Source organism: Neisseria perflava, assembly GCF_024170405.1.
Taxonomy (GTDB): domain Bacteria; phylum Pseudomonadota; class Gammaproteobacteria; order Burkholderiales; family Neisseriaceae; genus Neisseria; species Neisseria perflava_B.
Window position 1 is genome coordinate 20,515 of the sequence record NZ_JALJYC010000006.1, and the last position, 12,384, is coordinate 32,898.

The 12,384-nt window shown below is 52.4% G+C and carries 11 protein-coding genes and 1 tRNA gene; 4 read left to right on the top strand and 8 right to left on the bottom strand.

The window, feature by feature from the left end; genetic code table 11:
- Positions 1–59: 59 nt before the first annotated feature.
- The 6 genes from J2T37_RS03360 to J2T37_RS03385 all read right to left on the bottom strand — a co-directional run bounded on the left by J2T37_RS03360 (position 60) and on the right by J2T37_RS03385 (position 7,075).
- Positions 60–2,336: a NosR/NirI family protein gene (locus J2T37_RS03360; protein ID WP_253353842.1), complete on the bottom strand. Its 2,277-nt coding sequence runs from the start codon at positions 2,334–2,336 to the stop codon at positions 60–62.
- Positions 2,337–2,781: 445 nt separating this feature from the next.
- Positions 2,782–3,795: a ketol-acid reductoisomerase gene (gene ilvC / locus J2T37_RS03365; protein ID WP_253353782.1), complete on the bottom strand. Its 1,014-nt coding sequence runs from the start codon at positions 3,793–3,795 to the stop codon at positions 2,782–2,784.
- Positions 3,796–3,856: 61 nt separating this feature from the next.
- A complete protein-coding gene (locus J2T37_RS03370) occupies positions 3,857–4,150 on the bottom strand; it encodes a putative quinol monooxygenase (protein ID WP_253353783.1) in 294 nt (97 codons plus the stop codon).
- A 76-nt stretch (positions 4,151–4,226) separates the two neighbouring features.
- Positions 4,227–4,718 (bottom strand): acetolactate synthase small subunit, encoded by a 492-nt coding sequence (gene ilvN / locus J2T37_RS03375; protein ID WP_253353784.1) that lies wholly within the window; start codon positions 4,716–4,718, stop codon positions 4,227–4,229.
- Positions 4,715–6,502: a biosynthetic-type acetolactate synthase large subunit gene (gene ilvB / locus J2T37_RS03380; protein ID WP_253353785.1), complete on the bottom strand. Its 1,788-nt coding sequence runs from the start codon at positions 6,500–6,502 to the stop codon at positions 4,715–4,717. Before ilvB ends, ilvN begins: the two co-directional genes overlap by 4 nt.
- A gap of 488 nt (positions 6,503–6,990) precedes the next feature.
- Positions 6,991–7,075: transfer RNA gene (locus J2T37_RS03385), tRNA-Leu, on the bottom strand.
- Between the two features lie 266 nt (positions 7,076–7,341).
- Between J2T37_RS03385 and J2T37_RS03390 the strand changes: the two genes are divergently transcribed.
- The 3 genes from J2T37_RS03390 (at position 7,342) to hisD (ending at position 10,180) form a co-directional block, all read left to right on the top strand.
- Positions 7,342–8,007, top strand: a complete 666-nt coding sequence (locus J2T37_RS03390; RefSeq protein WP_253353786.1) for an SCO family protein — start codon at positions 7,342–7,344, stop codon at positions 8,005–8,007.
- A gap of 94 nt (positions 8,008–8,101) precedes the next feature.
- A complete protein-coding gene (hisG, locus tag J2T37_RS03395) occupies positions 8,102–8,755 on the top strand; it encodes an ATP phosphoribosyltransferase (RefSeq protein WP_253353787.1) in 654 nt (217 codons plus the stop codon).
- A 132-nt stretch (positions 8,756–8,887) separates the two neighbouring features.
- Positions 8,888–10,180: a histidinol dehydrogenase gene (gene hisD / locus J2T37_RS03400; RefSeq protein WP_253353788.1), complete on the top strand. Its 1,293-nt coding sequence runs from the start codon at positions 8,888–8,890 to the stop codon at positions 10,178–10,180.
- A gap of 83 nt (positions 10,181–10,263) precedes the next feature.
- Here hisD and J2T37_RS03405 read toward each other — a convergent pair whose 3' ends face one another.
- Together J2T37_RS03405 and J2T37_RS03410 are read right to left on the bottom strand one after the other, a co-directional pair.
- Complete coding sequence (locus J2T37_RS03405) at positions 10,264–11,106, bottom strand: aldo/keto reductase (RefSeq protein WP_253353789.1); 843 nt, start codon at positions 11,104–11,106, stop codon at positions 10,264–10,266.
- Between the two features lie 83 nt (positions 11,107–11,189).
- Positions 11,190–11,360, bottom strand: coding sequence for a hypothetical protein (locus tag J2T37_RS03410; protein ID WP_253353790.1), 171 nt, complete (start codon positions 11,358–11,360; stop codon positions 11,190–11,192).
- A 142-nt stretch (positions 11,361–11,502) separates the two neighbouring features.
- On the opposite strand from J2T37_RS03410, the gene serB reads away from it, so the two are divergent.
- Positions 11,503–12,339: a phosphoserine phosphatase SerB gene (gene serB / locus J2T37_RS03415; protein WP_253353791.1), complete on the top strand. Its 837-nt coding sequence runs from the start codon at positions 11,503–11,505 to the stop codon at positions 12,337–12,339.
- The last annotated feature ends 45 nt before the right edge of the window (positions 12,340–12,384 follow it).

Genomic DNA, 12,384 nt, shown 5'->3' on the forward strand with positions numbered 1-12,384 from the left:
TTGAGTAAATCCGGTATGCACTCGGTCTTTTTCAGACGGCCTACCGTGGGATAAAAAATCTATTTTTCAACGGCAATCCGCTTGGCGGACTTCACAAAATGCACCACCTGCTCCTGCGGTGCGGCCTGTGCATCCGCTTCGGCTTTGGCTGCGGCCTGTTTTTGTTTTTTCTTGTTCGTTGCCACCACTTGCGGACAACGGGCGGTATGGTGGTACATTACCTGACAGTGCAGGCATTGGATACATTCGTTCGGATGAATGTCGCCTTCGGGCGCAATCGCCTGCACCGGGCATTCGTGGGTACAAATCTGACACGGATTGCCGCACATTTTGTAACGGCGTAGCCAGTCGAAAATGCGCAAACGCCCCGGAATCGCCACCGCTGCGCCGAGCGGACACAGATAGCGGCAGAAAAAGCGTTCGATAAACAAACCCGCGCCCAGTAACGCCACGGCAAACAACACAAACCACCATTCGCGCACGAATTTCAAAATAATCGCGGTTTTAAACGGCTCGATTTCGGCAAAATGCTCCGCCAACCCCAAGTCATACAGCGACACCGCCAGCAGGCCGAAGAAAATTACATATTTAATTGCGCTCAACCGTGTATGCAGCAAATGCGGCACGGTAATCTGTTTCACGCCCAATTTTTTGGCAATACGGTTGCTCAATTCCTGCAAGGCACCAAACGGACACAACCAGCCGCAGAACGTCCCCCTGTTCCACAGCAACATGGTGGCGGCGGTAAACAGCCACAGGATAAACACCAGCGGATCCATCAGGAAAAATTCCCAATGAAAATCAGTCAGAATGGCGGAAAACAGCGTCAGCGTGTTCACCACCGACAACTGCGCCTGCGCATAAAAGCCGATATAAAACAGGGTAAAAGTGAGGAAACACAGGCGGAAACGGTCATATGCTTTTTCATGGCGCGTTATCCAGTCTTGAAACAGGAATACCAGCAGCAATACGGCCAAGGCAATGCCGACCACGATAATCTGCCCCTGTTTGGCCTGCCATACCTGTTTCCATAATTGGTTGGACGCGCTGCTGTCGCTGGCGGCGTCAGCAATACCGGCGGTTTGCGCGGCCGTCTGAACATTTTCAGACGGCATGGCTACCGGCGCGGCAATACTGACCGGCTCGGCTTTCGGGTCATCAACGTAATAGCCCTGCGGCAGCTCATAATCCAAATCGGCGGTTACAAAAGCCTTGTCGTTCACGCTCAACACGCGCTGAATCATTAATTGAATGCGCCACGGCTCGGCCGCGTCGAATTTCACGTCTTCGGGAATCGTAAACCAAGACACTTCTTTAAATGCGGGCGCGCCCTCTGCCGCCAGCGCCAACACGCGTTCATGCTGCGCGTCGGTAAAGCGGAAGGTGGTTTCGCCCTGAATCATCTCGATACGGTCGAAAATCCCGCCGCGCACATAACCCGAACCTTTCCAAGAATAGCGGCCTTCGCCTGCTACCAATACCGCCTGCTGGCCAGGTTTCAGACGGCGTTGCAGGTTTTCCCAACCGGCATCGCCCAGCAGACTTTTGCCGATGGAAGGCTGACTGACCAACGCCACGTACATATCGATAAAAGTATCGTCGCCCGGCCCTTTTTCTTCATGCTCCGCCGAACCTTCTTTGCCGTTTTGCGCAAACAGCTTGTTGACATCGTCCACCGTCAGGTGCAGCTTGGCGACGGCTTTTTGTTCCAACAAAACATCCCAAGATTGGATGTCTTGTTTTTCCATATTGACAGCGCGGCGCGGACGGGTTTGCGCTTGCGGCTCGGCTGCCGGTGCGGAAGCTGCAACAGCATTATCCGCAGCAGCAGTGGCTTGCGCCGTACCCAATCCGTATTGGTAGGCAACGGCTTTGACCGAACGCTGCATGCTGTCGTTAATCACCATCAGCGTGACGGTTGCGCCGCTGATGATGTCTGCCGGCGCAACACCCGGCTTGGGCGGGTCTTTTAAAAAATTCAGTCCGACATAGTTTTGGATAAATTTATCCACGCGTGATTGCGGAATGCCGATTAACACAATCGGCTCGTTGTGCGCCACCAATTTGGCGCCGGCGACGGTGCCGTCGTTGGCCAGCGCCACCATGGTATCAATCGGTTTGCTCGAATAGCCGCGTGTGCTGACGACATCGCTGGTGATATAGACCAAACCCAGCTGCTCGTCGCCCTTATAGACCCGCGCCACCATCGGTTTGCCCTCCAGCTTGCCGTAGCGCGTGGCCGTCGGGAAAATTTCAGACGGCTGAATTTTACCCAAAAACTCGGGCAATCGCTCGGCCTGCGCCGAAAAGCTCGACAACAGCAAAACCATTGCCATCACAACGGCAACAGCCCATTGCAGGAATATCTGTTTCCCTGCTCGCCTACACTCGATACCGGACATGATGATTCCGTTTTCATCAATACTCAAAACATCTATATTATATGAATCATTTATTGTGGATTATTTGATTAAAATCAAATTAACAAAATTTAAAATTTTTTATATTCGTCATGTAGTTCTTTAGGATTAGGTGTTTATAAATTTACACTATGGTTATCCTGCGGATAATCGTTTTTATGATTTATCTATATCGGGTTTATTGAAATAAATTAGATTCATCAAAATGTGTTCTTCCATTGTTAAGGCCGTCTGAAAAATATCTCCTGCCCTTTCAAGTAAACATTTCAGACGGTCTCCACCACCTTCCTCCCGCATAAAGCAACAAAAAAGCCTGCCAATAACGGCAGGCTTTGCTTCAATCCAAACGGATAAAACCCGATTAGTTTTTGTCTTGGTCAACCAATTTGTTTTTGGCAATCCAAGGCATCATGCTGCGCAGTTGGGCGCCGACTTTTTCGATTTGATGATCGGCAGTCAGACGGCGACGGGCAGTCATGCTGGCGTAGTTCACCGCACCTTCTTGGATGAACATTTTGGCGTATTCGCCGGTTTGAATGCGTTTCAACGCATTGCGCATGGCTTCGCGAGATTGGCTGTTGATGACTTCAACACCGGTCACATACTCACCGTATTCAGCATTGTTGGAGATTGAGTAGTTCATGTTGGCAATACCGCCTTCATAAATCAGGTCAACAATCAATTTCATTTCGTGCAGACATTCAAAATAAGCCATTTCAGGCGCATAGCCGGCTTCTGTCAGGGTTTCAAAGCCGGTTTTAATCAGCTCAACCACACCGCCGCACAATACGGCTTGTTCGCCGAACAAGTCGGTTTCGGTTTCTTCGCGGAAATTGGTTTCAATCACGCCGCCTTTGGTGCCGCCATTGGCCGCAGCGTAAGACAAGGCGATGTCTTTGGCTTTACCGGAATTGTCTTGGTAAACGGCAATCAGAGAAGGTACGCCGCCGCCTTTCAAGAATTCGCTGCGAACGGTGTGACCCGGGCCTTTAGGCGCAATCATAATCACGTCAACATTAGACGGCGGCACGATTTGGTTGTAGTGGATGTTGAAACCGTGGGCGAAAGCCAAAGCCGCGCCGTCTTTCAGGTTCGGTTGGATTTCGTTTTTGTACACCAGCGGTTGGTTTTCATCCGGCAGCAGAATCATTACCACATCGGCGGCTTTGGTGGCTTCTGCCACGCTGCGCACGTCGTGACCGGCAGCCACGGCTTTGTTCCAAGAACCGCCCTGACGCAGACCGATAACCACGTTTACGCCTGAATCTTTCAGGTTTGCAGCATGGGCGTGGCCTTGAGAACCGTAACCGATGATGGCAACGGTTTTGCCTTTAATCAATGACAGGTCGGCGTCTTTATCGTAATAAACTTGCATATTTTTTCCTTAAAATAGGTTTGGTGTGTCAATAAACACTGAATAAATAGGACTGATTAAATCAAATGGAGACTTCGTCCATCAAAACGATTTCTACTTTGTCGGTGGTGCCGTCAATCGCTTTCGCAAAAGCTTGGAAATGGGCGCTGGCGTTATGCGCATCTACCGCTGCCTGCGATTTCCAATTTTCTACAAAGATGAAACGATCGGGATTACCGGTTTCCTGGTGCAAATCATAGCTGATGTTGCCCTCTTCCGCGCGGCTGGCCTTTACCAATTCTTTGAATTGCGCCGCCAATGTTTCGCGGTATTCGGGTTTAACGGTAATTAATGCGACAATTTTAATGTTTGACATCGAATCTCTCCTACCGTATGGATTTTCAGACGGCCTCAATAATTTATTCCCAAAGGCCGTCTGAAAGTGTGCGGCATTAAATTTTCAAGATACGCTCGCCGCGGCCGATACCGGCTGCGCCTGTGCGCACGGTTTCCAAAATCACGGCGCGGCCGACGGTTTCAAGGAACGAATCCAGTTTTTCGGTCGAACCAGTGATTTCAATGGTATAGCTGCGGTCGGTAACATCCACCACGCTGCCACGGTAGATTTCAGCCAAGCGCATAAACTCGTCGCGGTCTTTGCCGACGGCGCGTAATTTTACCAACATCAGCTCACGTTCGACAAAGCGGCTCTCGTTCAAATCCACCACTTTAATCACTTCTACCAGCTTATTGAGCTGCTTGGTGATTTGCTCGATAACGGTTTCGTCGCCGTGGGTAACGATGGTCATACGCGACAGGGTTTTGTCTTCCGTAGCCGATACCGACAAAGAGTCGATATTGTAGGCGCGTGCGGAAAACAGACCGACCACGCGGCTCATTGCACCTGATTCGTTTTCAATCAGAACCGATAAAATCCTTCTCATGGCACGCTCCTTGTGTCGTAATCGCGGTCGTTAACATCATTGACATCGCTGTCGGCTTTGGTTTCACGCATGTGCGCGGGCAAGACCATTTCGTCCAAACCCTTGCCGTTGCCGACCATCGGGAACACGTTTTGTTTTTTATCGGTAATGAAATCAATGAATACCAAGCGGCCTTCGCGGTTGTGTTTCAAAGCCTCGCGCAACGCGCCTTCCACTTCAGACGGCTTGGTAACGCGCATGCCCACATGACCGTAGGCCTCCGCCAGTTTGACAAAGTCCGGCAAGGAATCAAAATAAGTTTCCGATTCGCGGTTACCGTAATACAGCTCCTGCCATTGGCGCACCATGCCCAAGTAGCCGTTATTCAAGGTCACAACCGTTACCGGAATATGGTATTGGAAACAGGTGGACAGTTCTTGGATGTTCATCTGAATCGAACCTTCGCCGGTGATACAGAAAACATCTTGCTCGGGCGCAGCCAGTTTCGCGCCCATCGCATACGGCAAGCCGACACCCATTGTACCCAAACCGCCGGAATTCAACCATTGGCGCGGGCGTTCAAACGGGTAATATTGCGCGGTAAACATCTGGTGTTGGCCGACATCGGAAGTGATGATGGCGGAATTATTGGTTACCTCGGCCAGTTTTTGCACCACAAACTGCGGTTTAATCACATCTTCGCTACTGTTGTCAAACCACAAGCAGTCGCGGCTGCGCCATGCGTCGATGGTTTTCCACCATTTGTCCAAAGATTCGCGGTTCGGCACGCTGTCTTGTTTTTCGCACAAGGCAATCATTTCCGACAACACGTTTTTCACGTCGCCGACAATCGGTACATCCACACGCACGCGCTTGGCAATGCTGGACGGATCCACATCGACATGAATGATTTTTTTCGGTTTTTCCAAGAATTTGGACGGTACGGACACCACGCGGTCGTCAAAGCGCGCCCCCACAGCCAGCACCACATCGGCATTTTGCATGGCTACGTTGGCTTCGTAAGTACCGTGCATGCCCAGCATACCTAAATATTGCTTGTCGCCGGACGGATACGCACCCAAGCCCATCAGCGTACCGGTACACGGTGCGCCGGTCAGACGGACGAAATCAATCAGCGCTTGGGAGGCATTACCCAAGACGATACCGCCGCCGAAATACACAATCGGGCGCTTGGCAGAAGCAAACATCTGTACCGCTTTTTTAATCTGCCCGGTGTGGCCTTGCACCACCGGCTGGTATGAGCGGATGAAAATATCTTCCTGCGGATAGCTGAATTTCGCCATCGCTTGGGTTACATCTTTCGGGATGTCCACCACCACCGGACCCGGACGGCCGCTGGCTGCGATTTGGAAGGCTTTTTTCAAGGTATTGGCCAGCTCGTTGACATCGGTAACCAAGAAATTGTGTTTCACACACGGACGGGAAATACCCACCGTATCGACTTCTTGGAATGCATCCGTACCGATGGACGGCTTCGCTACCTGACCGCTAATCACCACCAGCGGAATCGAGTCGGAATAAGCCGTGGCAATACCGGTCAGCGCATTGGTCGCGCCCGGGCCGGAAGTTACCAAAGCCACGCCGACTTTACCGCTGGTACGCGCGTAGGCATCGGCCGCATGAACGGCAGCCTGCTCGTGGCGGGTCAGGATATGCTTGAATTTATTGAGCTGAAAAATGGCGTCGTAGATTTCGAGAACCGCGCCGCCCGGATAGCCGAAAACGTATTCAACGCCTTCAGCCTTGAGACTTTGCACAACGATTTGTGCGCCTGATAATTGCATAACAACCTCTTTTTTACGGCGTCGAACCAAGAGGGGCAGCCGGCCTTACCACAGCACCTGTAATGCAAGTCCGCCAAGCAACGGTTTAAGGTACGCGCTTTGGGGGAACACGGTAACAGCCCAACAACCCGAGCAGTTGGAACAAGGCTCAGAGTTTATGGAAATGAAGAGTTCCCACAATAACGCAAACTGCCTTTTCAAGCAAGACAAAAACTTTCATCTTTTAACATTATCTTGAAGAAATAATCCTACCCGTTGATTTCCATCAAATAAATCTTAACTGCATTCAACTGTCGGCACAAATAATGCGCCCCTTCTGCAACAGGCCGTCATGGGCAAGTTTGCCCCGTATCCAGACAAAAGGCCGTCTGAAGTCATGCGGCAACATACTTTCAGACGGCCTTTCTCAATGCCGGCGTACAAACAGACATAAACAAGAGATGATAATGAAAAAAACTGCTTGAATCATCAAGCAGCTTTTTAAAATTTGGTGCCCAGGGTCGGACTCGAACCGACACACCTTGCGGCGGGGGATTTTGAGTCCCCTGCGTCTACCAATTTCGCCACCTGGGCAGGTGAAGAAGTCGCCATTATAGCCGTTTTCCGAATTTTGTAAAGCCTTTTTGCCTGTCTATCTGTATTTTTATTTCAGCCTTTTGATTCTTCAAAAAATTATCTGGCGATTTCCAGCCACCACCTGCGTATTATCCGCACCCACGGCTGCGACATATCAAATTTTGGCGGTTTGGCGTGAAAAACTACTACATTTCAGACGGCAAAAGCGTTAAGATAGACACATTCTGTTTTACATACCGACACCATTCATCACGGAGCCGTTTATGCGCACAGCCATTCCTACTTTCCTGCTTGCCGCCACCACGCTGGCCGTGTTAAGCGCCTGCCAGCCCAAGACCGATACTGCGGCAGACAAAACAGCGGCCTCCGCGCCAACGGCGCAAACGTCGTCTGCCGCACAAACCACCGCCCCGCTCAACGGCACGGATATGCGTAAAGAAGACATCGGCGGCGATTTCACGCTGACCGACGGCGATGGTAAAGCGTTCAAATTAAGCGATTTGAAAGGTAAAGTGGTGGTTTTGTCGTTCGGCTACACCCACTGCCCCGACGTCTGCCCTACCGAGTTGCTCACGTATAGCGATGTGCTCAAACAGCTGGGCGATCAGGCCAAGGATGTCAAAGTAGTGTTTGTCAGCGTCGATTCCGAGCGCGATACGCCGGACGTTATCGGCAAATACGCCAAACAGTTCAACCCCGATTTTATCGGTCTGACCGCTACCGAGGGTCAGGATTTGTCTGTAATCAAACAGCAATACCGCGTGGTATCTGCCAAAGTCGGCCAAAAAGAAGATGCGGAAAATTATTTGGTCGATCACTCTTCCGGCGCCTATCTGATTGACAAAAACGGCGAAGTGGCTATTTTCTCGCCCTACGGCAGCAATCCGGACACCATCGCCGCCGATATTAAAACCCTGTTGCAGCCCTAATCCTCATGCTGTCTGAAAACCCTGCGGATTTTCAGACGGCCTTTGCACTTTACAAAATCATCTATTTTTTCCCATCAACGGAACAACACGAAAAATGACCGACACCGCACTCACCATCGCCCTCTCCAAAGGCCGCATTTTTGAAGAAACCCTGCCGCTTTTGGCCGCAGCAGGCATTGTCCCGGCCGAAGATCCGGAAAAATCGCGCAAGCTGATTATCGACACCAACCATGCCAATATCCGTTTGGTGATTGTGCGCGCCACGGATGTGCCCACTTATGTACAATACGGCGCGGCCGATTTCGGCATTGCGGGCAAAGACGTGTTAATCGAGCACGGCGGCGACGGCCTGTATCAGCCCTTAGATTTGCAAATCGCCAAATGCCGCATGATGGTCGCCGTGCGCAAAGGTTTTGACTACGCCGCCGCTTCCCAGCCCGGCAGCCGCCTGCGCATTGCCACCAAATACCCGGGCATTGCCGCCGAACACTTTGCCGCCAAAGGCGTACACGTTGATTTGATCAAGCTCTACGGCTCGATGGAACTCGCGCCGCTGGTCGGCCTGTCCGACGCCATCGTCGATTTGGTGTCCACCGGCAACACGCTCAAAGCCAATAATTTGGAAGCGGTGGAACACATCATCGACATTTCCAGCCGCCTCGTGGTCAACAAAGCCGCGCTGAAAACCAAGCATACGCTGATTGAGCCGATTATTCAGGCGTTTGCCGGTGTGGTGCAGGCGGAATAATCCGTTTGTATTGACCGCATAAGCAAACCTTTCAGACGGCCTAAATGGTTTTTTCCGACGAGGCCGTCTGAAACATCAAGATTTCCGTTTTCGATATTTTCTTTATTAAACAAGCAATCAAGGCGTAAACCCATGAAATACCTCAACACCCAATCCCCTGATTTTCAAGACGAACTCAAAGCGCTGCTGGCCTTTGAAACCGCGCAAGACCCGAAAGTCGATCAGATTGTCGCCGACATCTGCGCCGATGTGCAAAAACGCGGCGACGCGGCCTTAATCGAATACACCAACAAATTCGACGGTACTTCCGCGCAAACCATCACCGATTTGGTTTTGAGCCAAGACGATTTGAAAGCTGCGTTCGAGCGCCTGCCCGCCGATGTGCAGGCCGCGTTGAAAACCTCGGCCGAGCGCGTGGAAAGCTATCACCAGCGCCAAAAATTGGAATCTTGGACGTACGAAGACGAAGACGGCACGCTGCTCGGTCAGCAGATTACCGCACTCGACCGTGTGGGCATTTATGTCCCCGGCGGCAAAGCAGCCTACCCCAGCTCGGTGATTATGAACGCCATGCCCGCGCACGTGGCCGGCGTAAAAGAAATCATCATGGTCGTGCCGACCCCGAAAGGCGAGCGCAACGACATCGTGTTGGCGGCGGCGTATGTGGCCGGCGTGACCAAAGTCTTTACCGTCGGCGGGGCGCAAGCCGTGGCTGCGCTGGCCTATGGTACGGAAACCGTGCCGCAGGTGGATAAAATCACCGGCCCGGGCAATGCGTTTGTGGCCGCCGCCAAACGCCGCGTGTTCGGCGTGGTCGGTATCGACATGGTGGCAGGGCCGTCTGAAATTTTGGTAATTGCCGACGGCACGACCCCTGCCGAATGGGTGGCGATGGACTTGTTCAGCCAAGCCGAACACGACGAAATCGCCCAAGCCATCCTGATTGCCACTTCGCAAGCGTACCTTGACGAAGTCAAAGCCGCGCAGGAAAAACTGATTGAAGAAATGCCGCGCCGCGACATTATCGAAGCCTCTTTGGGCAACCGTGGCGCGTTTATCTTAGCCAAAGACTTGGACGAAGCCTGCGAAATCGGCAACTATATTTCGCCGGAACACTTGGAATTGTCGGTTGAAAACCCGCAGGAATGGGCGAAAAAAATCCGCCACGCCGGTGCGATTTTCATGGGCAAATACACCAGCGAAAGCCTCGGCGACTACTGCGCCGGCCCCAACCACGTATTGCCGACCAGCCGCACCGCCCGCTTCTCATCGCCCTTGGGCACGTACGACTTCCAAAAACGCTCCAGCCTGATTCAGGTATCCGAAGCAGGCGCGCAAAAACTGGGCAAAATCGCCAGCACGCTGGCGCACGGCGAAATGCTTACCGCCCACGCGCGCGCGGCGGAATTCCGTTTGAAAGACTAAGCCCATACCGCAGCTAAGCAAAGGCCGTCTGAAAATTTTAAGATTTTCAGACGGCCTTTTTCATCTTAATGAAGTTAAGCCTTTCATTCCACATCCAGCGGCACGCGCCGTGGCGGTTTGGGGAAAGCCTTATCCAGCGCGGCATACTGTTCTGCCGACAAGCTGATGTCCAAGCAATCCACCAATTCTTTCATATGCGCCGGATTACCGGTGCGCGGAATGGATACCATATTCTCTTGCGCCAACGTGAAACACAGCAATACCTGATACACGCTGATGCCCAGTTCGGCCGCTACTTGTTTGACGGCAGGCGCGTTCAGCAGATTGCGTTGCAGCGAACCGGCCTGCGCCAGCGGGCAATAGGCAATGGTCGGCACGCCGCGCGCGTCCTGCCACGGTTTCAATACCACTTCAATCCCGCGCGAACCGAGATGATAGAGCACCTGATTGGTTTGGCAGTTTGCGCCATTGGGAATGTCCCACAATTCCTCCATGTCCTCCAAATCGAAATTGGACACACCCCATGCTTTGATTTTGCCCTTCTCGCGCATGGTTTCCAGAATATCAACAGTCTCTTCCAGCGGCGTTGCGCCGCGCCAATGGTAGAGGTACATATCCAAATAATCGGTTTGCAAGGCTTTAAGCGAAGCGTCCAAGCTGCGCTCCAGGTTGCGGCGGTTGGCGTTGCTCGGCAGCACTTTGGAAATCAGAAACAGATTTTCCCGCGCAAACGGGCGCATGGCCTCGCCGACCAAACTTTCCGAACGCCCGCCGCCATACATCTCGGCCGTGTCGATAATGGACACGCCGTGTTCCAAGCCGTAGTGCAAGGCGGCGATTTCAGAAGCGCGTTCAGACGGCCTTTCGCCCAAAAACCACGTGCCCATGCCTAATTTACCGTGTTGCAGCATTGTGTTTGCAGTCATTTCTTGCTCCGCATAAAGTTAAGCTCCGTTGCTTATTGTATGCCTTTATGAAAACGAAAGAATTGATTTAAAGCCAATCGCGCTTATTTGAGCAAACCGTAAATATAGGCCCCTGCAATAAGCCCAACGAATACCAGAGCCCACCACATCATCCTTTTCCGGCTTGGCCGCCCCTGCGCAACCCGCCCGCTGCGCACCAGCAACACTGCGCCGACGATAACAACCGCGCCGACAGCCATCACACCGTCCATCATATTCATCCTTTACCCAAGGCCGTCTGAAACGGTTTTCAGACGGCCTGAATTGCGTTTTAAAAGAATATAATACCTGAAAATCCGCTATGATTTTCCCCGTTTCACGCTATAATCCGATTTTTCATTTCTTCCAATCTGTGCCATGTCCCACGTTCTCGTTTTGCAACACCCCGCCCTTCCGTCCTGCGACCTTTCCGCCCTGGCCGCGCTCAAGCTGCCTACGCCGACGGCCAACGGCCACAGCCTGCGTTTCCCGGTGACGGCGGATTTTGAATTATCCGCTACCGCCCAAGCCGAATTGATGCGGCAGGAAATCGACTTTGCCGTATTGCCGGATATGGCGTTTAGCGATTTGGGGCTGATTGTCAGCGACATGGATTCCACGCTGATTACCATCGAATGCGTGGACGAAATCGCGGCGGGAGTCGGTTTGAAAGAGCAAGTGGCGCAAATTACCGAGCAGTCCATGCGCGGCGAATTGGATTTTGAACAGTCGCTGCGCCAGCGCGTGGCTTTGCTGGCGGGGCTGGATGAAGCCGTGTTGCAAGAAGTGTATGACGATGTTTTGCAGCTTTCGCCCGGTGCGGAATTTTTGTTGGACGAATGCCAAAAATACGGCGTGCACTTTATGCTAATCTCCAGCGGCTTTACGTTCTTTACCGAACGCCTGCAACAGCGCTTGGGCTTTGAATACCAATACGCCAATATTTTGGAAATTGAAAACGGCAAACTGACAGGCCGTCTGAATGGGCGCATTATCGACGCGCAGGCCAAAGCCGATTTGCTGGTGCAATACCGCGAAAAGCTGAGCTTGCAGCCGCAACAGGTCTTGGCGATGGGCGACGGCGCCAACGACATCCCGATGATACGCACCGCCGGCGTGGGCGTGGCCTACCGCGCCAAACCGAAAACGCAGGCCGAAGCCGACGCCTGCATTAATTTCGGCACGCTGGCGCAGGTACGCGGCTGGTTCCGCTAATCTATTTTGCCGACAAAACAGCGTCAATCGCCTCCAAAAGCTTGG